General features: G+C 36.9%; 18 protein-coding genes. 13 read left to right on the forward strand and 5 right to left on the reverse strand.

Going from position 1 to position 21645, the window contains the following annotated elements; all coding sequences use genetic code 11:
• Nucleotides 1-2: 2 nt before the first annotated feature.
• The 10 genes from fliF (at nt 3) to F3G66_RS06460 (ending at nt 11875) form a co-directional block, all read left to right on the forward strand.
• Complete coding sequence (gene fliF, locus F3G66_RS06415; RefSeq protein WP_107776351.1) at nt 3-1700, forward strand: flagellar basal-body MS-ring/collar protein FliF; 1698 nt, start codon at nt 3-5, stop codon at nt 1698-1700.
• Nucleotides 1700-2731, forward strand: a complete 1032-nt coding sequence (fliG, locus tag F3G66_RS06420; protein WP_149707521.1) for a flagellar motor switch protein FliG — start codon at nt 1700-1702, stop codon at nt 2729-2731. Before fliF ends, fliG begins: the two co-directional genes overlap by 1 nt.
• Entirely contained in the window at nt 2728-3591 is an 864-nt protein-coding gene (gene fliH / locus F3G66_RS06425; RefSeq protein ID WP_149707522.1) for a flagellar assembly protein FliH, read from the forward strand. The genes fliG and fliH overlap by 4 nt, the downstream gene beginning before the upstream one ends.
• Entirely contained in the window at nt 3584-5410 is a 1827-nt protein-coding gene (gene dxs / locus F3G66_RS06430) for a 1-deoxy-D-xylulose-5-phosphate synthase (protein WP_149707523.1), read from the forward strand. The genes fliH and dxs overlap by 8 nt, the downstream gene beginning before the upstream one ends.
• Nucleotides 5411-5482: 72 nt before the next feature.
• The gene (locus F3G66_RS06435; RefSeq protein WP_149707524.1) at nt 5483-5893 is read left to right on the forward strand and encodes a Fur family transcriptional regulator; all 411 of its coding nucleotides are present in this window, start codon (nt 5483-5485) and stop codon (nt 5891-5893) included.
• 139 nt (nt 5894-6032) lie between these two features.
• Nucleotides 6033-7439 (forward strand): CYTH and CHAD domain-containing protein, encoded by a 1407-nt coding sequence (locus F3G66_RS06440; protein ID WP_223154225.1) that lies wholly within the window; start codon nt 6033-6035, stop codon nt 7437-7439.
• 12 nt (nt 7440-7451) lie between these two features.
• Nucleotides 7452-8174 (forward strand): bifunctional demethylmenaquinone methyltransferase/2-methoxy-6-polyprenyl-1,4-benzoquinol methylase UbiE, encoded by a 723-nt coding sequence (gene ubiE / locus F3G66_RS06445; protein ID WP_149707525.1) that lies wholly within the window; start codon nt 7452-7454, stop codon nt 8172-8174.
• Nucleotides 8167-9333, forward strand: coding sequence for an exodeoxyribonuclease VII large subunit (xseA, locus tag F3G66_RS06450; protein WP_149707526.1), 1167 nt, complete (start codon nt 8167-8169; stop codon nt 9331-9333). The genes ubiE and xseA overlap by 8 nt, the downstream gene beginning before the upstream one ends.
• Before the next feature lie 2 nt (nt 9334-9335).
• The gene (gene serC / locus F3G66_RS06455) at nt 9336-10415 is read left to right on the forward strand and encodes a phosphoserine transaminase (RefSeq protein ID WP_149707527.1); all 1080 of its coding nucleotides are present in this window, start codon (nt 9336-9338) and stop codon (nt 10413-10415) included.
• Nucleotides 10415-11875 carry a class I SAM-dependent methyltransferase gene (locus tag F3G66_RS06460; protein ID WP_149707528.1) on the forward strand — a complete coding sequence of 487 codons (1461 nt, stop codon included), beginning with the start codon at nt 10415-10417 and terminating at the stop codon, nt 11873-11875. The genes serC and F3G66_RS06460 overlap by 1 nt, the downstream gene beginning before the upstream one ends.
• Before the next feature lie 30 nt (nt 11876-11905).
• Here F3G66_RS06460 and F3G66_RS06465 read toward each other — a convergent pair whose 3' ends face one another.
• Nucleotides 11906-12646, reverse strand: a complete 741-nt coding sequence (locus tag F3G66_RS06465; RefSeq protein WP_149707529.1) for a sulfite exporter TauE/SafE family protein — start codon at nt 12644-12646, stop codon at nt 11906-11908.
• A 152-nt stretch (nt 12647-12798) separates the two neighbouring features.
• Between F3G66_RS06465 and F3G66_RS06470 the strand changes: the two genes are divergently transcribed.
• Complete coding sequence (locus F3G66_RS06470) at nt 12799-14070, forward strand: anthranilate synthase component I family protein (RefSeq protein ID WP_149707530.1); 1272 nt, start codon at nt 12799-12801, stop codon at nt 14068-14070.
• Here the strand turns inward: F3G66_RS06470 and F3G66_RS06475 are convergent.
• The 4 genes from F3G66_RS06475 to F3G66_RS06490 are packed head-to-tail and all read right to left on the reverse strand — an operon-like array spanning nt 14067 to nt 19939.
• The gene (locus tag F3G66_RS06475) at nt 14067-16937 is read right to left on the reverse strand and encodes a response regulator (protein WP_149707531.1); all 2871 of its coding nucleotides are present in this window, start codon (nt 16935-16937) and stop codon (nt 14067-14069) included. The genes F3G66_RS06470 and F3G66_RS06475 overlap by 4 nt on opposite strands.
• On the reverse strand, nt 16927-17682 hold the full coding sequence (locus F3G66_RS06480; protein ID WP_149707532.1) for a hypothetical protein: 756 nt from the start codon (nt 17680-17682) through the stop codon (nt 16927-16929). The genes F3G66_RS06475 and F3G66_RS06480 overlap by 11 nt, the downstream gene beginning before the upstream one ends.
• Nucleotides 17679-19496, reverse strand: a complete 1818-nt coding sequence (uvrC, locus tag F3G66_RS06485) for an excinuclease ABC subunit UvrC (protein ID WP_149707533.1) — start codon at nt 19494-19496, stop codon at nt 17679-17681. The genes F3G66_RS06480 and uvrC overlap by 4 nt, the downstream gene beginning before the upstream one ends.
• Nucleotides 19490-19939, reverse strand: coding sequence for a hypothetical protein (locus tag F3G66_RS06490; protein WP_149707534.1), 450 nt, complete (start codon nt 19937-19939; stop codon nt 19490-19492). Before F3G66_RS06490 ends, uvrC begins: the two co-directional genes overlap by 7 nt.
• Before the next feature lie 30 nt (nt 19940-19969).
• Between F3G66_RS06490 and F3G66_RS09460 the strand changes: the two genes are divergently transcribed.
• Complete coding sequence (locus F3G66_RS09460; protein WP_021091736.1) at nt 19970-20137, forward strand: hypothetical protein; 168 nt, start codon at nt 19970-19972, stop codon at nt 20135-20137.
• A gap of 115 nt (nt 20138-20252) precedes the next feature.
• Nucleotides 20253-21641, forward strand: coding sequence for a sodium:proton antiporter NhaD (gene nhaD, locus F3G66_RS06495; RefSeq protein ID WP_149707535.1), 1389 nt, complete (start codon nt 20253-20255; stop codon nt 21639-21641).
• Nucleotides 21642-21645: the final 4 nt, after the last annotated feature.

The following is a 21645-nucleotide window of genomic DNA, read 5'->3' on the forward strand; positions in this document are numbered from 1 at the left end:
ATATGGATTTTAAGGCATTACTTCATCAAATAAGTCAAATTTATCAAAAGCTTTCATTAAAGCAAAAAATCGTTGCAGCTAGCTCGATCGTCTTGGTCGTGGCATTTTTGGTATTTTTAACACTTTATAAAAGCAAAAATGAAAATTTTGCAGGCTACAGCGTCCTTTTTGAAAATATTAGCCCAAATGATTCTGCCTTAATACTTGATCAGTTAAACAAAGATGGCATTAAATATAAATTAGCAAACGAAGGCACTATCCTTGTACCAACGAGTGATGTTTATAAAGAGCGCATCGCTGTTGCAACGCTTGGAATACCAAAAGAGAGCAAAATCGGCTTTGAAATTTTTGATAAGCAAGAATTTGGTGCGACTGATGCCGAGCAGAGAGTAAAATTTCAAAGAGCGCTTGAGGGCGAACTAGCTAGAACGATCGAGAGTCTTTCTTCTATCCAAAAAGCGACTGTAAGAATAGCCATACCAAAAGAGAGCGTCTTTACTGAAAGACAAGCACTGCCAACAGCTTCTATCGTCGTTGAGCTAAAGCCAGGCGTTAGCCTAAACGCAAAGCAAATTTTTGGTATTAAAAACCTTGTCGCTGCCTCTGTTACAAACTTGAGCACAGAAAATGTAAAGATCGTCAATCAAGACGGAGTCGCACTTGGCGATGAAGATGGCGAGTTTGATAGTGACGCTATAGCTCAGCAGATACGCTATAAACGTGAGTTTGAAAATAACTATGAGCAAAAGATCGTAAATGTACTAGCTCCTATCGTGGGCGGAGCAGATAAGGTCGTAGCAAAGGTAAATATTGACTTTGACTTTGACAAAAAAGATACAAAAAGCGAGGTTTATGACCCAAATAACGTCGTTAGAAGTGAAAGCAATATCGAAGAAAAACGCCAAGGCTCAGCACCAAATGAAGTAGGTGGTGTCCCAGGTGCGGTTAGCAACATAGGCCCTGTTCAAGGGCTAGATGACAGCACTTTAAAAGAGCAGTACAACAAAAGCTCGCAGCAGACAAACTACGAAATTTCAAAGAAAGTAACAAGCATTAAAGGGCAGTTTGCTAGCATAAACAGAGTAAGTGCAGCTGTCGTTATAGACGGACTTTATCAGAGCAAAAAAGACAAAGATGGCAAGCCAACTGGCGAGCTTGAATTTGCCCCACTTACCAAAGAGCAAAGAGAGTCAATCACAAATTTAATCAAACAATCAATCGGCTATAACCAAAATAGGGGCGATGAAGTAAGCTTAGATAACTTTGAGTTTAAGACTGGCAAAGATATAAGCACTAGCGAGAAGATGGATGGCTTTGTGAATAACTATGTAGTGCCATTTATGCCGCTATTAAAATATATTTTTGCAGCATTGTTGCTTTATATTTTCTACAAAAAAGTCATTGTGCCATTTATGCAAAAGATGCTTGAAGAGACAAAAGAAGAAGAGGAACAAGTTCAAGATGGACTTGAAGATATTGAGGTAGATGCCGAAGATACACTTGAGAAATTTAAAGCTGCTCGCAAAAAGGTTGAAGAACAACTAGGACTTAGTGGCGAGTTTAATGAAGATGAACTAAAATACGATGTTTTACTTGAGAAAATGAGAGCGGTCATCACAGAGAGAAATGAAGAGATAGCAATGCTACTTCAAGATATGGTAAAAAATGACAGCGACTTTAATATGCGTAAGGAAATTTGATGTCAATAAAGCTAAATGACAAGCAAAAAATGGTTTATGATGATCTATCGATGCCTGAAAAGATTGCTATTTTGCTGATCCAGCTTGGCGAAGAGGCAACTGCTCTTATATTTTCTCACATGGATGTTGATGTCATCACTGAAATTTCAGGCTATATCGCAACCGCAAAAAACATAGACAAACAAGTCGCAAGTGCTGTACTAGAAGAATTTTACGCGTTAATGCAGTCAAATCAATATATGAGAAGTGGTGGTTTAGAGTACGCAAAAGAAATTTTATACCGCACATTTGGTCCAGAGGCAGCTCAGAAAATTTTAGACAAGCTTGCAAAAAGCATGGAAAACTCAAAAAGCTTTGGCTATCTTGATAAGATAAAACCACAACAGCTTGCAGACTTTATCATAAAAGAGCACCCTCAAACCATAGCGCTAATACTAGCTCACATGGACTCAACAAGTGCCGCTGAAACGCTTAGTTTTTTCTCAGATGAGTTAAGAAGCGAAGTCGTTATTAGAATGGCAAATCTTGGTGATATTAGCCCATCGGTAATTAAGCGTGTTTCAACTGTACTTGAGGGTAAGCTTGAAAGTCTTACGTCATACAAAGTGGAAGTTGGCGGTCCAAGAGCTGTGGCAGAAGTACTTAATAGACTTGGGCAAAAAGCTAGCAAAAGTACGATCGAACGCATTGAACAAAGCGATGATAAGCTTGCAACAACGATTAAAGAGCTTATGTTTACCTTTGAAGATATCATTAACCTTAATGCAACTGCGATTAGAGAAATTCTTAAAAATGTCGATAAAAAAGACCTTATGGTCGCATTTAAAGGCTCAAGCGATGGCATAAAGGATAAATTTTTATCAAATATGTCTCAGCGTGCAGCAGAAGCCTTTAAAGAGGAGATGCAATATCTTGGCGCAGTGCGTGTAAAAGACGTTGAAGAGGCTCAAAGGCGTATAGTAGAGACAGTGCAAACTCTAGCTGATCAAGGTGTATTCCAAGTCGGCGAAGCAGATGAGATGATAGAATGAAAAGCAGCGTAATAACCAGTGAGACTTCTCCAGCTCACTTTATAGAAAATTACAGATTTAAGGTGCTTGGGGTTGGAGAGCGAGCCATAGATAGTGCTCCTGTATTGATAGAAGAAAATAATCTTAGTGAAGAGCTAAGTGAGCAGAATTTTGGGCAAAAGGGTGAAAATTTCATTCCTCAAGCTAGTCACCAAGCGCAGGCAAACTCACAAAATCACTTTGCTCCTCAGGCTCAAAGTCCACAAATACAGCAAGCAGGCGAGTCGAGCTTTGTTGAAGAACTGCTTAAAAAAACAGATGAGCTAAGTAGCAATATCATCAAACTTCAAATGCAAATAGAAAATCAAGAGAGCGAATTTGCTAAGCGCCTTGATACTGAAATTTCTCGTGCTAAAGAAGATGGCAAAAATGAGGGTATCGCCCAAGCAAATGCGGCAAATGAAGCGAAGATAAATGAGCTTGAGGCTAGATTTAGCGCTTCAGCTGCAAAACTTGAAGAGCAGTACGTTAAATTTGATGAGTTTTTAAAGAAGATCGAAGAAGAGCTTGGACAAACTGCTATAAAAATCGCAAAAGAAGTAATCGATAAAGAAATTTCAACCTCTTCAAATCAGATCGCTCATCATCTAGCAAGCTCGCTTATAAAAGAGCTAAGTAATGTTAAAAATATAGAAATTCGCGTAAATCCTGAGGATAGCGAATATATAAAAGAGCAATTTAGCAAGAATGAGCACGTCAAAATAAGCGCTGATGATGCTATAAGCAAAGGCGGTGTGGTTATTATAAGTGATGGTGGCAATATCGATGCAACTATGCAAACAAGGCTAGAAAAACTAAAAATGCTGGTAAATAATGAATAAAGACGTTAAAAGTTTAGATGTTGATGAACTAAACGCACTTTGTCATGACATCAGGGATAAAATTTTAGCCACTGTTAGCAAAAATGGTGGTCACCTTAGCTCAAATATCGGCGCAGTTGAGATCATTGTGGCGATGCATAAAATTTTTGACGTCACAAAAGATCCATTTATTTTTGATGTGAGCCACCAAAGCTACGCACACAAGCTACTAACTGGACGCTGGGACAACTTTGATACGCTTAGAAAATTTAACGGCATCAGTGGCTATACAAAGCCAAGCGAAAGTAAATTTGACTACTTTGTAGCAGGGCATAGCTCAACATCTATATCTCTAGCAGTCGGTGCTGCTAAGGCGATAAAACTTAAAAACGAAGATCGTATCCCAGTGGCTGTCATAGGGGATGGCTCACTAAGTGGCGGAATGGCGTACGAGGCGCTAAATGAGCTAGGGGATAGAAAATATCCTTGCGTCATCATCCTAAACGACAACGAGATGAGTATAAGCAAGCCTATAGGCGCGCTTAGCAAGTACCTAAGCCAGATGATGGCAGGACAGTTTTATCAAAAATTTAAGGGCAGGGTTGAGCGCTTTTTAAGCTACATGCCAGACTCCGCAGCCTACATGGCTAGACGCATGGAGGAGGGCATTAGACTCATCACCCCTGGCATGTTTTTTGAAGAGCTTGGACTTGAGTATATAGGCCCAGTCGACGGACATGACCTTTCAGCGCTTCTTAGTACATTTGAAACTGCCAAAAACATGAAAAAACCAGTCATCGTTCACGTACAGACACTAAAGGGCAAAGGATATGAATTTGCTGAGGGGTGCTATGAAAATTGGCACGGAGTTGGGCCATTTGATCTAAAAAGTGGTGAATTTATCAAAAGACAGTCAAACAAGTCAGCCACGGCGATCTTTAGCGAGCAGCTATTAAAAATGGCAAGAGAGCACAGCGATATCGTTGGTGTGACGGCCGCGATGCCAACAGGCACTGGCATGGACGCTTTGATACAAGAATTTCCAGATCGTTTTTGGGACGTAGCGATAGCCGAGCAACACGCAGTCACGTCTATGTCAGCCATGGCAAAAGAGGGCTTTAAGCCATTTGTTGCGATATACTCGACATTTATGCAAAGAGCCTATGATCAGGTCATTCACGATGCTTCTATTTTAAATTTAAACATCACCTTTGCGATGGATAGAGCTGGCATCGTGGGCGAAGATGGCGAAACGCATCAAGGCGCTTTTGATATCAGTTTTTTAAACGCTGTGCCAAACATGGTTCTTTTTGCCCCAAGATGCGAAGAGAGCATGAAAAATGTTATGGAATTTGCCTACTCTTACAAGGGTGTTAGCGCATTTAGATATCCGCGTGGAGCGTTTATCTTAAGAGATGAGTTTGAAGCTCAGCCACTTGAGTTTGGCAAGGGTGAAATTTTAGCTGATGCAAATAGTGATATTGTATTTTTAGGCTATGGCAACGGCGTTGGCAGAGCAAATTTGGTTAGAAATTTACTAACTGGCAAGCTTGATGTGATATTGGTTGATCTTGTCTTTGCAAAACCGCTTGATAGTGAGCTTTTATTAGATCTTGCAAAACGCACTAAAAAGTGGTACATCTTTAGCGATAGTGCTAAAAAAGGTGGTATTGGCGATATAGTAAGTGCATTTTTACAAGAAAATAAAATTTCAAATATAAGCGTCATTAGCTTCGAGTATGAAGATAAATTTATTCCCCATGGTTCAACTGCTGAAGTTGAAAAGTACCTTGGTATAAGTGCCGAGCAGATTACCAAAAATTTACTAGAAAATAATTAATATCATTTAATAAAGTAACGTTTAATATTATTTTTGCTAGCATAAGCCAAAATAAAAACAAGGAAAAGCATTATGCAATACGTATCATTATTAAAGCAATCTGGGCTAAAAGTTACGCCACAACGCCTTAGCGTTTTAAGAATTCTTGATCGCCACACGCATCCAACGATTGATGAGCTTTATGATGAAATTTTAAAAGAGAGTCCATCAGTTTCTCTTGCGACAGTTTATAAAAATTTAAATACTTTAAAAGACGAAGGTCTCGTAGTCGAAGTAAATATCGTCAATCAAAAAGCTAGATACGACATCTATGAATATCCACATATCCATGTAGTTTGCGAGAGCTGTGGAAGCGTTGAGGACGTGAACTACGATGATGCTGAGCTTGGCAAATATCAAGAGGCACTAGAAAAGAAGATCGGAAATATAATAGAACGTCTAAATATCGTAGCTAGCGTAAAAAGCTGTAAACACTGTAAATAAAATTTATGTTGCTATTTAGCAACATAAATTCCATATTTTTTCTTATAAAAATACTTTTAAAATAAGCCTAAATTTAGCATCTTTCTCATTGTTTTAAGCACTAACTTGCTAAAATGAACAAAAAATTTTGGAGAAAAATGTGAGTTTGGAGATAGAGCGTAAATTTTTACTCAAAAATTCTCAAATTCTAGATTTTTTAAAAGAAGCTGGAGTAGTCTTTAAACATCTTGAAATTTCTCAATTTTATACCAAGATAACGCAAAATGAAGAGATCCGCTTTCGAAGTGAAGAGGATAAATTTATAAAAACTGTAAAGATTGGCAAAGGTCTAATCAGAGAAGAAAATGAAGAATTTTGCGAAAAAGCGGAGTTTAAAAAGGCTCTTAAAAACCGCATCGGTAGTGTCATCTTAAAAGATAGATATATTTTTAAACTAAATAACAATCCTTGCAACATCGATATTTTTAAAAATAAACTAAACGGACTTTGTACATTTGAGATCGAATTTAGCGATGAAAATGAAGCCGTATTTTTCAAGCTGCCACCGTTTTTAGAAAATTTTTGCCTAAGGGATGTAACTTGCGATAAAAGATATAAGAACAAATTTCTTGCCATTCATGCTAATGAAAATGAAAAAATTGACTACAAAAGAGCCTATAAGATTATAAAAGAAAAAGAAATTCTGCCAAATTTTGCTGCAAATCTAAAAAGCGGAGAGGCGCTAAGAGTCCTTTTTGTTAGTATTTTTAAAGTAATAAAAAGGCTAAAAAGCCAGTATTTGATAGACAAAGATGAAGAAGTTTTGCATGAACTTCGCATAAATTTAAGAAAGGTTAGATCGATCCTTAAAATTTTTAGTGGCGTTTTTGATGAGAAAGTGACACTTTTTTTTGGTGAGAATTTTAAAATGCTTGCAAACTCGACAAACAAAAAGCGAGATTTGGATGTATTTTTGAGCTTTTTAAACGAGCAAAAGAACGCAAATGAGCCTATATATTTTGTGAAAAAGGCTCTAGATTTAGAGTATGAAAATGTAAAAAGCTACCTTGGTGACGAAGAAAACTACGCATTTTTAAAAGAGTGGGAGATATTTTTAAATGAGGGTGAATTTTATAAATCAAAACTCTTTGATGTAAGCCTTTCGCGCCTTGGTTCGTTTAAGCTTAGAACGCTTTTGGTTTTAGCTCAAAAAAGAATAAAAAGCCTTAATCAAGACTGCCCAAATGAGAGCTTTCATGATCTTAGGATAGAGCTTAAAAAGATGAGATACACATATGAGTTTTTATGTGAAATTTTCTATTTTGAAGGGCTTAAAAAGTATGAAGATAAGCTAAAGCAGATGCAAGAAATTTTTGGCAATCTTCAAGACTATGACGTCTGGCTCGGTATCCTTAAAAGGCTTCCAGAAATGCCAGATAAAGAGAGGCTCAAGAGTAAAATTTACAAGCAAATTTATAAAAGTAGAGAAGAGATACTAAAAAAGCGTCTTAAATTTATAAAAGCAACTCGCAAAATTTCAAGAAATTTAAAAATTTACTACATATAAAAGGGCAAATTTATGCAAAAACAAGAAAAAATCGTTGATATGTTTAACCAGATCGCTCCGACTTATGACGTCGCAAACAGAGTGCTAAGTCTTGGTGTGGATGTGAGTTGGAGGAAATTTGCCTGCAGATATATGCTAGAAATTTTTAAAGAAAGAAGCATAAATATTGTAGACGTGGCTTGTGGCACTGGCGATATGATGGGGCTTTGGAGTGAAATTTCAAAAGAATTTGGCGTGCAGATAAAAAGCCTTACTGGCATCGATCCCTCAAGCGGTATGCTAAAAGAGGCGAGGGCAAAATTTCCAAATTTTAAATTTATAGAGGCCTATGCTGACAACACGACGCTCGCAAGTGGTGAGGCTCAAATTTTAAGCATAAGCTATGGTATCAGAAATGTGGTTGAGCGAAAGGCAGCACTTAGGGAGTTTAACAGAGTGCTTGCTCTAAATGGCTACGTAGTCGTACTTGAATTTACAAAGCGCCAGAAAAAAGGCTTTATAACTGCGCTAAGAGATTTTTACCTAAGTAAAATTTTGCCAAAGATTGGTGGCTTTATCTCAAAAAACAAAGAGGCGTACGAATATCTGCCAAGTTCGATCGAAAATTTCTTGGACGCAAAGAGCTTTTGCGACGAGCTAGCCACGGCTGGTTTTGAGATAGAGCTTTGCAAAGGCTTTAGCATGGATATCTCGACACTATTTATCGCTAAAAAGGTAAGAGAAATCAATGCTTAGTGTTTCTGAGCTAAACGAAAAAGCAAAGGCACTGCTTGAAGCCACACTTGACTATGTCGAGGTAAGTGGAGAAATTTCGCGCCTTACTAAGCATGCTTCTGGGCACTGGTACTTCACGCTAAAGGATGAGAAGTCAAGCATTTCAGCCGTGATGTATCGCATGAACAACCAAAAGGTGAAATTCTTACCAAAAGATGGCCTAAAAGTAAAAATTTATGGCAAAGTGACCATTTATTCGCCAAGCGGGTCGTATCAGCTAGTGGCTAGTGCGATGCTGCCTGATGGCGAGGGTGAGCTTGAGCTTGCGTTTAGGCAGCTTAAAGAAAAGCTCGAAAACGAGGGCCTTTTTGACATAGGCGCAAAAAAAGAGATACCAAATTTACCTAAAAAAATAGCCCTTGTTACAAGCGCTACTTCGGCAGCGCTTCAGGATATGTTAAAGGTCGTGACTAGTCGTTGGAAACTAAGCGAAATTTATATCTTTGATGCCTTGACTCAGGGTGAAAATGCCCCAAGCTCGCTCATAAAGGCTTTACGAAGAGCTGATAGATACGGCGTTGATGTGATCGTTTTGGCTCGCGGAGGTGGTAGCAAAGAGGATCTTTGGTGCTTTAACGACGAGGGCTTGGCGCGTGAAATTTATGCTACCAAAACGCCAGTCATAAGCGCTATCGGACACGAGATCGACTACGTTATAAGTGATTTTGTAGCAGACCGCAGATCGCTTACGCCAAGTGCAGCCATGCTTGATCTGTTGCCTGATGAAGAGGCGTTTTTTCAGTATCTTGATAGGCTCAGCGACGATCTTGATAGCGCTTTAAGCTTAAAGATAACCAAAAAGCAAAATTTGCTAAATGTTCTTCTTTCTAAATTTTCATCAAACGCTCTAAAAGCTAGGATCGAGCTAAAATTTAGCGAGGTAGCAAACAAGCAAAATGCCCTAACAAACGCCGTGCAAAGAAAGATCTTGCTTCTTGGCTCGGCTCTTAGCTCGCTAGAGAAGGCTTATGAGATGAGAGAGCTCTTTTTTGAGAGCACGAAGGGGCTTATTGAGGTCAGAAAAGATGGCAGGAGGGTTGATCTTAGGGATTTAAAAATAGACGATGAGATAGAGCTTGTCTCGCAAAATACACATAAAAAAGCAATTATCAAGGAGTAAAAATGAGTAGAAAAATTAACTTTAGCGCAGGCCCAAGCGCGATACCACTAGACGTTTTAGAGCATGCAAAAGCCGAATTTACCGACTACAGAGGTGAGGGCTACTCGATCATGGAGATCAGCCACAGAAGTAAGACCTTTGAGGAGATCCACTTTGGCGCGATGGATAAGATAAGAAAGCTCTATAACATCGGCGATGAGTATGAAATTTTATTCTTGCAAGGCGGCGCACACTTGCAATTTAGCATGATACCGATGAATTTATATCAAGGTGGCAGGGCCGAGTACACAAACACTGGCGTTTGGACAAACAAAGCGATCAAAGAGGCAAAAGTGCTTGGCGTAAATGTAGATGTCGTCGCAAGCAGCGAGGATGAAAATTTCTCTTACATACCTGAGTTTAAATTTAGTGACGATGCTGACTACGCCTACATCTGCTCAAATAATACGATTTACGGCACACAGTATAAGGCTATGCCAAAGACCAAATCGCCCCTAGTTGTTGATGCTTCGAGCGACTTTTTCGCTAGACCGCTTGATTTTAGCAGTATCGGCTTGCTTTACGGTGGCGCTCAGAAAAATGCAGGTCCAAGTGGTGTGACTATCGTTATTATAAGAAAAGATCTAGTTGATCGCGTGAGCAGCCAAAATGTCCCTATGTTTTTGCGATACAAAACGCACGTAGAGGCAAACTCACTTTACAACACGCCGCCAACTTTTGGAATTTATCTTTTAAATTTAACCATGCAGCACCTACTAGATCTTGGCGGACTTGCAGAGGTTGAGAAGATAAATGCAAAAAAAGCAAGCACGCTTTATGACATCATAGACGGCTCAAATGGCTTTTACGTGGGCCATGCCAAAAAATCAAGCAGATCAGATATGAACGTGAGCTTTACAATACCAAAAGATCATGCGCTTGAACCAGTTTTTGTAGAAGAAGCGCTAAAAGAGGGCATGCTAGGGCTAAAAGGTCACAGACATCTTGGCGGCATAAGAGCCTCTATCTACAATGCCGTTAGTCAAAGCGACGTTGAAAAACTTGGCGAATTTATGAGAGAATTTGCAAGAAAACATAGCTGATGAATAAAACAAAGAAAGCTTACGATGAAATTCCTTATTTCTCGGCTGCATTTAGCGACTGCTCGCCAGTTAGGATAGAAGCGGTTGCTAAATTTCTGGGGCTTAAAGCAGCTAGCTTAAAAGAGGCTAGAGTGCTTGAGCTTGGCTCATCATATGGCGGCAATATCTTGCCATTTGCCATTTCGCATAAAAACGCAAAAGTCGTTGGTATCGATATCTCAAGCCATCAAGTGGCTGAAGGTAACAAGGTAGCAAAGCAGATAGGTTTGGAAAATTTTACTCTGCTTGAGCGAAATTTTTTACACATGAACGAAAGCGATATAAAAGAGCTTGGGAAATTTGACTATATTATCGCTCATGGCGTTTATAGCTGGGTAAGTCCAAATGTAAGAGATGCGCTGCTTGCCACGATTAAGGCACTACTAAGCGAGGATGGCATCGCTTATGTTTCGTATAATACCTATCCTGGCTGGAAGAGCCTTGATATTTTAAGAGATTTTATGCTTTTTGCAAGCGCTGGCAAGGAGAGCAAAGAGGCACTTTCTCACATAAAAGATGAGTTAAATTTCTTGCAGGATTATTTGAAATTTAGCTTGCAAAGCCAAAGCGACGTCGTATACAAAGATAGTATGAAGCTTCTTTTAACACAGCTAAATTTCTTGCAAGGCATCATCGCAAAGGGTAATGATTATTATATATTGCATGACTTTTTAGAGGCAAGCAACGAGCCAATCTACTTTCATAAATTTGCTAAGCATATCGACAAACACGGACTTTGCTACGTAATAGATGCTTCGCTAAATGATATCTTTGCAAGCTCAACTGGAATTTATCGCTTTGACGCACATATCGAGCAAAATTACAACTCTCGCATCAAAAAAGAGCAACTAAACGACTTTTTGTTTAATAGATCATTTAGAAAAAGTCTCATCGCTCACAAAGAGAGGCTTGGCGGTGCTGAGGACTTTGACGCGGTGCTTGGAGAGAGCGAGCTTGATAAGATTTATTTTGCATATTTTAGCGAGCAGCCAAGGACAAAAACGCAAGAAATTTTAAGCGAAAGCTATCCACAAAGCTTAAATTTAAGCGAAGCAAAAACGGTACTTGGAGAGAATGCAAACGAAGCTTTTGTAGGGCTACTTGAAATTTTAAACGATCAAAGCACTAAAATTTCTTCTTCAAAACTCAAAGCACTTATCTATGAGCCTGGCAAAACTAGACTAAAGCCTAGAGCTGCTGCGTATCTTGAATATTTTTTAAATGCTAGCTCACCAGTTATCTCTTTGGCAAATGAGCTAAATGGTAAGCTAAACCTGAGCCACCAAGAGATCAAAGCAGCCTTGAAATTTGATGGTAAAGCTAGTTTAGAAGATATCGCAAAGAGCGTAAATTTAAGTAAAGACGAACTAGATAAGCTTGCTTTTAAATTAAGTGAAGCCTACTTTTTTGAAGAAATTTAAGACTAGCTAACCTAGCCTTAAATTTTTAATTTAGCCAAATATCATATCTTTTAAGATTAGAATTATCATCGCTATGTAAAAGAGTAAAAACCACTTTTTAAGTGCTTTTTTATCCATAGCTTGTGTCTTTTTGGTGCCAAAGTATGCGCCTATTAGCGAGCCAAGGCCTAGAAAAGCACCTTCTAAATAAGAGATATGGCCGCTTAATGAAAGTGAGATAAAGCCAGAGAAGGCTGCAAACATCACAAAAAATACTCCCATTGAAACGGCTTTTTTTAGCTCATAGTGTAAAAAGCCTACCAAAATAGGAGCTATAAAGACGCCCCCGCCGATACCAATACTAATGGCAAGAGCGCCCACAAAAAGACCAACTAAAAATAGTAAAAAAAGTGAGTTATTTGCGTTTGAGCCGTCACTATTTGGCATGAAATATAACTTAAAAAGGGATAAGATAAAGGTGACGAGTAAGAGTGACTCAAGTAAAATCGCTGGCGCATACGAGACGATAATGCCACTAAAACTAGCTCCAACTAAGCCTCCAAGCCCTAAAACTACGCCGCGATTTAGTTTTAAAAGGCCAGCTTTGTAGTTTAGATATGAGCCAAAAGTCGCACTAAATATCATTTGCATGACGCTTATGCCAATAGCGGTTTTTATGTCATATCCAAAGGCGACCATTATAGGAACGACGACTGTGCCACCACCGATACCAAAAAAGCCAGCGATGTATCCAACGCCGATACCAATTATAAAAAGTTCAACAAAAAGCATAAATTTCCTTTTATGAGTGCTAAATTTTAGCCAAGCGGTGTTAAAAAAATAGTAAAAAGGTGAAATTTGGGCATAAATTTAGAAATTTGATAAAAATTTTAAAAACTAAAAGCGAACTTTTTTTATAATCATCAAAAATTTAAAGGAAAAAAATGCTCTTAGAACAACCACTCTTTTATTATGAAGCAATCAGAGAGAAATTTAAAAATAGCTACCTAGCTGAGGATAAGACGCAAACGATTATAGGCATTGATTGCGAATATATCGATGAAAAGGATATGGATTTTTATGGGCTTAGAAGTTATTTTGATACAAATCGTAATAAATCTTTAGCTCCATTTGCAGGTCTCTTTGGTGTTTTTGCTTATGATGGCGTGAGATATTTTGAATATATCGGAGAAGAGAAAGCTAAAAAGTATGAATTTCCAAAATTTATCTACGCTGACGCAAAGGCCTACCTGCACTTTGACAAGATGAGTAAAATTTATACATTTTATGGAGATAAGAATAAATATTATGATTTTTTGCTTGATGCGAAAGTTGAATGCAAAAGCAAAGAGCAGAGTAAATTTAGTATAAAAACTGATCTTGGTAAAGAAAAGAAACACTTTGAGGATATGGTTGAGTTAGCAAAAGAGTATATAAGAAGTGGCGATGTCTTTCAGGTGGTGCTTGGTGAATTGCTTGAAATTTCAACGAATATGAGCAGTTTGGAATTTTATAAAAAGCTCTCACTTACAAATCCAAGCCCATATATGTTTCATTTTCCTACACCTTATGGCGATGTGGTTGGCTCTTCGCCAGAGCTTGTTTTTGAGATGAAAAGTGAGCAAATTTTTGTAGCTCCGATCGCAGGCACAAGGCCTAGAGGAAGCGATGCAAATGCAGATGCGGTACTTGAAAATGAGCTTTTAAGTGACGAAAAGGAGCTGGCTGAACATAAAATGCTAATTGATCTTGCCAGAAATGACATCGGCAGGGTTTCAGAACCAAAAAGTGTAGCTGTAAGAAATGCGATGCATATCCAAAAATATGAAAAAGTAATTCATATCGTAAGCGATGTCTATGGAAAGTGCGCTAAAGGGCTTGATCTTTTTGATGTCTTAGCTAGTATCTTTCCGGCTGGCACATTAAGTGGAGCCCCAAAAATAAGAGCTATGCAGATAATCAATGAGCTTGAAATTTCTGAGCGAAATATCTATGGCGGCGGCATTGGATTTTTGCATTTTAATGGCGATGCTCAAGTTGCTATTCTTATTCGCTCAGCCATCTTTGTGCCAGGTGAAAATGAATTTAGTGATGTATTTGTGGGGGCTGGAGCTGGTATAGTTTATGACTCAAAAAGCGAAAGAGAGTACGCTGAAATTTGCCATAAGCGAGCAAGCGTGCTAAATATATTTAAAAATAACGCAAAAGAGTTTTAGGCGTTAAACTTAATAAATTCATAAGAGCTTTTAGCGTAGCTAGTACCCATAGAATCGATTTGCTCTCTTACGGTAGCTGAAAGCTCTGCTTTTGTGATATTTTTGGCTAGCACTTTTACAAAAGGAAATTCACTTCTTTCTTGTGCGCCAAATATCAGCACTCTTGTATCAACCTTTTGGCTTTGCCTTGTCTTATCAACAACTCTTGTTAGCTCTTCGTAGTTGAAGTCTTTTGCATTTTCATCTATAAGAACGATGCCGTAAGTTTTAGTTTTTATTTTTGTTAATAGCTCATCAAAGCTATTTGTGGTTTCAAGTGTGTTGTAAAATTCTCCTAGAGCTGAGCTAAATATTTTATTCTCCATTGGTGATTTCTTAAATAAAATAATATTTTCGCTTTTTGCTAGATAGCTTTCGTCTATTGCAATCTCGCCAAAATTTGGTAAAAATTTTCTAAAAATTTGAGCTAGTTCGTCACTATTTATTGGCGTTTTTATATAGGCATTGAAGTATTCTTTGACACTCTCTCCATCTATATTTGAAGTATTTGAAAGCATTAGTATAATTGGAATTTTTGCATTTTGTATGGCTGCTTTTATAAGATCAATATTTTTTTGAAGGCTATTTTTTTCAGCTTCGAAAAATTTCGAGCCAACAAATATAAGGTCAAAATCGCCTTGCTTTATGGCTTGTTTTAAATCTTTTTTATTACAAACTCCCACAACTTCACAGTTAAATTTACTAAAACCACTTGCTGTTATATCTATGTAAATTTCATTAGTATCGCAGATCAAAATTTTTGGTTTATCGTTTAAATCTTTATTCATAATATTAGCTTCACCTAAGCAAAGTAGCCTTGTGATGCTTAACGGAGTTAGTGGATCTTTTAAAATAAGCGGATTTTTAACATCCTGACCTTGCTTATTGGTATTTCTTAAAAATATAGCATCATAATTTTTTGTAATAGATGGACTATTGCTTGTTAGCATATCCACTTTGAGCCCAAGGTCTTTTGTAGTCTGCTCAAAAGCTTCGTTGTAAGCGATATTTACGTTTTGCAAGAATGCTAATTTATGATTGCATTTTATATCAAAGTCTTTATAGTTTGATGTTGTTTTAAAAATGACTACAAATTTAAACTCATTGCCAATACTTGGAAACGAGTTAATCTCTAGCTTGCTTTCTAAATTTTTTAAATAAATTTGAGCAATTTTTAGATAAAACTCGCTCTCATCATTATTTAAGCTATTCTCATCATCTAAAAATATATCTGAAATTTGCTTTTCACTCATGGCAGCTGAGCTATTTTTTATGCTAAAGCTTACAGAACAAAGTCCGCTTCTATCAAACTCTTTTTGAACTTTTTTGATAGTGATGATAATATTTTGATGTCTTAAAGACATTGATAAAGACGCCAAAAAGATAGAGTTAAATGCGGTTTTTAATGAATTTAGATTTCCTTCTAGTTCATTTGTAAGGCTTGGATCAAGGTAGCTTATAAAATTTATCTTTTTGCTTTGCGAATAGACGATATTTGCTTGCAAAATTTCTTCAAAGCTTTTTTGAGGATCAAATATCTCGGTTTTATTGCATTCGCTATATTTTTTAACATTTGAGATATTTTTAGCATTGTTATAAAGCGAGGTCATGATATTTGCATTTTTTTCTATCGTGTCTATAAATACTTGCTTTTTGCTATTATTTGTTTCTATTTTTAAAGCCGCGGTCGATGTAAAAATTTCTTTATTAATGGACTCTAGCTTCTTGCTCACTGATAAAATATATCTATCTTTTATCTGAAAAAAGCTGCTATCTTTTACATAGGTTTCTTTTAGATCTTCATAAGCTTTTATAAGCTTTGATATCGCATTATCCGCACTTGTCTCTTTTGATGATAGGATATAACTCGATATGTATTTTGACTTATCGATAAGCACCTTTAAAAATTTCAACCTAGCAGAAATGCTAAGCAAAGATAAAATGAGCAAGCCACAAAGCAAAAACTCAAAAAAAGTCTTTATGCCAAAGCTTATTTTCTCGCTCTCGGTAAGTTCTAACAGCTCATTTTTTATATTTATGGCACTATCTAATAAAAGTATAAATTTATCATCTTCATACTGTTTGATTAAGATAATATCTTCGATATTTAGCTTCTCAGAAAATGCGATCTTGGCTTTAACTTCTCTTATTTTTTTAGCTTGATAGTTGGCTTCAAACTGATTAAAGTCTTTATAAATATTCTCTTTTAGCTCACTTTTTGGAAGCATATCAAGATTTGGTGTGTTGTCTCTTACGGAATATATATTTTCTCTTACATCATTGTTTATTGAAAATAAAGGGCCATTTATAAAGATGTTTTTTACGTAGTATTTAGTGTTGTTTGCTAAAGAGAGTTGATTGTAAATTTTACTTAAAGTTGCGGCATAAGCTTTTATTATAAGCGGAAAGTCTCGGTCTAAATCTTGTTTAAAATCGCTATCTATTTCTCCATTTATATTTTGGAAAAATTCGTAAAATAGTTCATCAAATTGATCATTTTGATTTATATTTGCTAGCAATTCTTTTAATTTATTTATATTTCGTATCTCGATACGATCGTCTTTTCTTATAGAATTTATAAATTTTTGTGTATTTTTTAAGGTGCTATCTCGCAACTTTTTTATATCTTCTTGGCTTTTGCCTATTAGCGTATCGTGCTCTTGTATTACGGATTTTATAGTTTGAAATACTAAGGATTGTTTATATAGTTTTTCATTTAGATCTTTTAGATCTGTAAATTTTTTATAGCTTTCATTTCCGCTATATGCGCAAAAGATCGCTGAAATTATTATTGGCGCTAGCAATATATAAAATTTATTATTTTTCATGGATATTCTTTTTGCTATATTTTTTGACGATATTTTCTATCTCAATTAGTCTTTTGGTAAAAAGAGACATCTCTTTCATCTTTCCATTTTGATTGTTATCTAAAAAAGCGTTAAGCTCATTTGCAAGGTTATTAAGCTTTAAATTTAATGCAGCTTCCCTTATCTCATCTACGTATTTTTTGAGCATTATCTCGTCTTTTGCGATTATGGCTGATTGGATCTGGATAAGAATTTCTCTTGCGTTGTGCAAAAAGATATTTAAATAGGACGCAAAATCTTTTTTATTTAAATTTAGTATTTTAAGCGATGTTTCAAACCAAGAATCATCGATAAGTGATTGTGTCTGCGTGTCAAAAAGATACCATGCGTTTAGTTTAAAAACAGGCAGTCTTAATGTAGGTTTTACTTTTACTGCTGCTATTAGATTTTGGTTGTTTATTATGTCTTGCTTCTCTAAAAGCACGATAAAAAATTTTTCGCCATTTTTTAAAATGGCATTTTGCAATCTCGCTTCTAGTAAGATCGCACCGCCATCTTTTCTTTTTAAATTTACTCTAGCACTATTATCTTTCGTATTTTGTAAAAATTCCAAGAAGCTGTAGTTTGTGCTTTCTTGGCTTGTTATGACTAGCTCACTTATATCTTTGTATTGCGATAAAAAATCATCTAGACTATCAAAACATAATAGCTCAAGTGAATCTTGCGTTATCGCAGATATTTTTAAATTTTCATCATATATTATCACTTCAAATTTCCTTCTTTGAGCACTGCAAGCTTTTCTGCTACGCTTTTATTTGTTATTTTTGCCACTTCGTCTAAATTCGCTTCGTTGATTTTATCAAAACTTCCGTAAAAGCTGATTAATTTCGCGATACTGCCCTCAGATACGCCAGCCTGCTTTAGAATTGATCTTTGCATATCGTTTTTCTGCCTTGTTTTTCTGTGAAAGCTGATGACAAATCTATGGCTTTCGTCACGCATTTTTTGGAAAAACTGAAGCTTTTTATCGCTCGTGCTTAGGCTAAAGCTGCCATTTTTTGTATAAATTTTATCCTTTGCCTCGCCTTTTGCGCGGTGAGCTTTGGCATCGATCTTCTCTTTTGAAATGGCTATCACATCGACGTTTGCACCACTGCTTGCTAAAATTTCACAGGCTAAGTTTAAAAGCACTTCGCCTCCGTCAATAACCCAAAGATCAGGCGGACTAAGCTTGTCAAATCTGAGTGCTCTAGCTGTCAGGCTCTCTTTCATCTGATCGTAGTCGTTTTTAGAGCTTAGGTGCATGTGGCGGTAGTTTTGCTTCGCCCACTCTCCATGTTCATAGCGCACCATCGCTCCGACACTTGCCTCGCCAAAAAGGTGTGAGTTGTCGTAAGCCTCGACCACGTAAGGCGTGTGAGCTAGGTCAAAGTACTCTTTTATCTCGTTTACTAGCTCGTTATCATGCGTTTTTAGATATTTTTCGATGCTAACTTCAGCGTTTTTTGTAGCGATCTCACAAATTTTACGCTTATCGCCTATTTTTGGGCAGGTGATACTAAATTTACGTCCAAATCTCTCGTTTAAAATTTCCTCCACCAGCTCACTATCTTCAAAGCTCTCATGCACATAAATTTTGGTGCTAATTATCGGCTGTCCAGCTATGAAGCTTTTTAAAATAGCCTGCTTATAAGCTTCGTTTATCTCGTCTTTTTGGGCGTTTTTGGCCTGCGTGATGTCAGTTTTTACGCCAGTTATCTTGCCACTTTGCACACTAAATCTTACCGCACAGATCATATCGTGCACGCAAGCGACCGAGTAGGCCTCAAAGTCCTCAAGTTTAGCAAGATCAACTTCAACCTTTGTTTGCATGTTTTTAAGTGTTTGTATCTTATCTCTAGTCGCGGCTGCTTGCTCGTAGTCTTCGGCTTTGGCGTAGTTTAGCATGAGCTCTTCAAGGCGAGCGATAAGTAAATTTGGATTTTGTAAGGCCGCGATAGCTTCGTTTACGATTTTAGCGTAGTTTTCTTTTGAAATTTTGCCTTCACACGGGGCGTAGCAGCGTTTTAGCTGATAAAAAAGGCAGGCTTTTTTGCCTTTGATGCAGGACTTTTTCTGAACGAGATTGTAATTTAGATAAAGTGCCTCAAGCAGCTCGCTAGCTCCACTAAAATATGGCCCAAAATAGCGGATATTCGAGCCTTTTACCACCTTTCTGGTGATCTCAAATCTTGGAAAATCATCATTTAAATTTATAAAGATATAAGGATATGTCTTGTCGTCACGAAGCAAGATGTTGTATTTTGGTTTTAGTTGCTTGATAAATGAATTTTCAAGTATCAGCGCGTCTGCTTCGCTTGGCGTGACGATGTATTCAAGATGCACAGCTTCGCTTATCATCTTTGAAATTCTTGGGCTTAGTTTTTCAGCCGGAGCTAGACTTGGGGTAAATTTAAAGTAGCTTTTGACCCTGTTTTTTAAAATTTTGGCCTTGCCGACATATAAAAGTCTGTTTTGAGCGTCAAAATATTGATATACGCCAGGCTCGTTTGGAAGCGTTCTTATCTCGTCTATTAGCATCTTGCCTGCTCATTTTTTTTGAGCAAAATTTCTCTTAGCTCTTCAAATTTTTGGTGTATTTGCTCGTCTTTTGCTAAATTTTTAAACTCGCCTTTACTAGCTGGCGCATAAAAGATGGTACTTTGCTCTTTTTGATTAAAAAATTTTAAAAATTTGCTCACGACAAATCTTATATTTTCTTCTTTTTTGTTCTTTGTATAGTTGATTTCGTTAATAGGTTTTGGAGTAAGAATGCTGTTAAAAACGCTATTTTTATTAAATTTGCAAAAGGTTTTTAATAACCTTTTTATATCATTTATACTACTATCACGCCTAAGCTCTAAAAGCCCAGTGGGATGAGTAAGAACAAAGGTCAAAACACCTTCTCTAACGTAGCAAAAAGCTATATAAAATCGTTTTGCTTTCCCCATAAGCTCTAAAAGCTGTTGGCACTCATTTGCCATGCTTAATTTTTCTTTATACAAAGGATTTTCGTGAATAGTATTTATCAAAAATTTAGCGTTTTTCATGGGCTTATCTTATCATCTTTTATTTTAATTTTTACTCTTTTTGCATTTAGCGGTTGTGGCTATAAAGATGATCCATTTTATGGAAATGCTCCCGTAAAAGAAAAGAAAACTGATAAGATAAACAAAATCTAGTAAAATTTTCGTATTTAAATAAAAATGTAATGTAAGCTTAATAATTTTAACTAACCTAATTTTTAGGCTCATTTAAGTAATATACCAAGATTTTTTATTCTACAAGGAGAGTATAATGAGGTTTTTTGGACTTCTAGGCTTGTTTTTCGCGATGGCTTTTGGTGCTGATGGAGAAACCGCAGCTATTGACTTAACTACTACGTGGGCAGGAATTTTATCGCTTATAATTTTTGTTGTTGGATATTTTTTCATAGCAGCAGAAGAAAATTTTCATATCGACAAAGCAAAACCTGCTATCTTTATCGGTACGTTTATGTTCCTGCTTATCGGCGTTTATATGCTTATAAATGGCATGGATGTGCATTCGCTTGAACATGAGGTAAATCACCTGATTTTAGAGATCGCTCAGATCGTATTTTTCTTGATGGTGGCGATGACATTTATCGAAGCACTTATCGAAAGAGACGTATTTAATGCACTTAAATATAATCTTGTATCAAAAGGCTATACTTATAGAAAACTATTTTGGCTAACTGGTGTTTTGGCATTTTTCATAAGCCCAGTGGCTGATAACCTAACAACAGCACTTATTCTTTCAACCGTTCTTCTAACAATAGATAGAAATAATACAAATTTCCTAGTAGCTGGTGCGATAAATATCGTCGTAGCAGCAAATGCAGGTGGAGCATGGAGTCCATTTGGCGATATCACTACGCTTATGGTTTGGGCAGCAGGTAAGTCACCATTTCTAGACTTTTTCGCACTTTTCCCAGCATCTATTATTGGCTGGCTTGTAACAGCATTTTTACTTTCTCGCGTAGTGCCAAGTACTGCACCGCATTTTGATGTGGCAAACGAGCCAAAAGTTGTTATCAAAAAAGGTGGCAAAGCAGTTATTACAATAGGCGCATTTACTATCTTTTGTGCAGTTATGATGCACCAGCTTTTTCACTTACCAGCGATGTGGGGAATGATGTTTGGCTTCTCGCTGCTTAGTCTTTACACTTACTATTTCAAAAAAGCTCACAAAAATGAAGAGCCAATGCATGTATTTCACTATATGTCAAAAATCGAAAACAACACACTATTTTTCTTCTTTGGAATTTTAGCTGCAGTTGGCGCTCTTCATTTTGCTGGATTTTTAAATTACGCTGTATCACTTTATGATAAATTTGGCTCAACTGCTGTAAATATTGGCGTTGGTTTCCTTTCAGCAATCGTTGATAACGTTCCAGTTATGTCAGCTGTTTTGAAAGCAAATCCAGCAATGGGAGCTGATGCAGGCGAGGCAATGAGTCAGTGGCTACTAGTGACACTAACTGCTGGTATCGGCGGTTCGATGATCAGCTTTGGTTCAGCAGCTGGTGTTGGAGTAATGGGTAAATTAAAAGGAATTTATACCTTTGGCGCACATATGAAATACGCTTGGATGGTGGTTCTAGGATATATCGTATCAATCATTGTTTGGTATGTGCAGTTTGAAATTTTTCATATCTATTTTTAAAAGG

The organism is Campylobacter concisus (assembly GCF_902460665.1).
GTDB lineage: Bacteria > Campylobacterota > Campylobacteria > Campylobacterales > Campylobacteraceae > Campylobacter_A > Campylobacter_A concisus_AL.

Excerpts from the sequence above, each read along its gene's own strand:
- fliF (WP_107776351.1), top strand. The coding sequence starts at position 3 with ATGGATTTTAAGGCATTACTTCATCAAATAAGTCAAATTTATCAAAAG.
- fliG (WP_149707521.1), top strand. The coding sequence starts at position 1,700 with ATGTCAATAAAGCTAAATGACAAGCAAAAAATGGTTTATGATGATCTA.
- fliH (WP_149707522.1), top strand. The coding sequence starts at position 2,728 with ATGAAAAGCAGCGTAATAACCAGTGAGACTTCTCCAGCTCACTTTATA.
- dxs (WP_149707523.1), top strand. The coding sequence starts at position 3,584 with ATGAATAAAGACGTTAAAAGTTTAGATGTTGATGAACTAAACGCACTT.
- F3G66_RS06435 (WP_149707524.1), top strand. The coding sequence starts at position 5,483 with ATGCAATACGTATCATTATTAAAGCAATCTGGGCTAAAAGTTACGCCA.
- ubiE (WP_149707525.1), top strand. The coding sequence starts at position 7,452 with ATGCAAAAACAAGAAAAAATCGTTGATATGTTTAACCAGATCGCTCCG.
- xseA (WP_149707526.1), top strand. The coding sequence starts at position 8,167 with ATGCTTAGTGTTTCTGAGCTAAACGAAAAAGCAAAGGCACTGCTTGAA.
- serC (WP_149707527.1), top strand. The coding sequence starts at position 9,336 with ATGAGTAGAAAAATTAACTTTAGCGCAGGCCCAAGCGCGATACCACTA.
- F3G66_RS06460 (WP_149707528.1), top strand. The coding sequence starts at position 10,415 with ATGAATAAAACAAAGAAAGCTTACGATGAAATTCCTTATTTCTCGGCT.
- F3G66_RS06465 (WP_149707529.1), bottom strand. The coding sequence starts at position 12,646 with ATGCTTTTTGTTGAACTTTTTATAATTGGTATCGGCGTTGGATACATC.
- F3G66_RS06470 (WP_149707530.1), top strand. The coding sequence starts at position 12,799 with ATGCTCTTAGAACAACCACTCTTTTATTATGAAGCAATCAGAGAGAAA.
- F3G66_RS06475 (WP_149707531.1), bottom strand. The coding sequence starts at position 16,937 with ATGAAAAATAATAAATTTTATATATTGCTAGCGCCAATAATAATTTCA.
- uvrC (WP_149707533.1), bottom strand. The coding sequence starts at position 19,496 with ATGCTAATAGACGAGATAAGAACGCTTCCAAACGAGCCTGGCGTATAT.
- F3G66_RS06490 (WP_149707534.1), bottom strand. The coding sequence starts at position 19,939 with ATGGCAAATGAGTGCCAACAGCTTTTAGAGCTTATGGGGAAAGCAAAA.
- nhaD (WP_149707535.1), top strand. The coding sequence starts at position 20,253 with ATGAGGTTTTTTGGACTTCTAGGCTTGTTTTTCGCGATGGCTTTTGGT.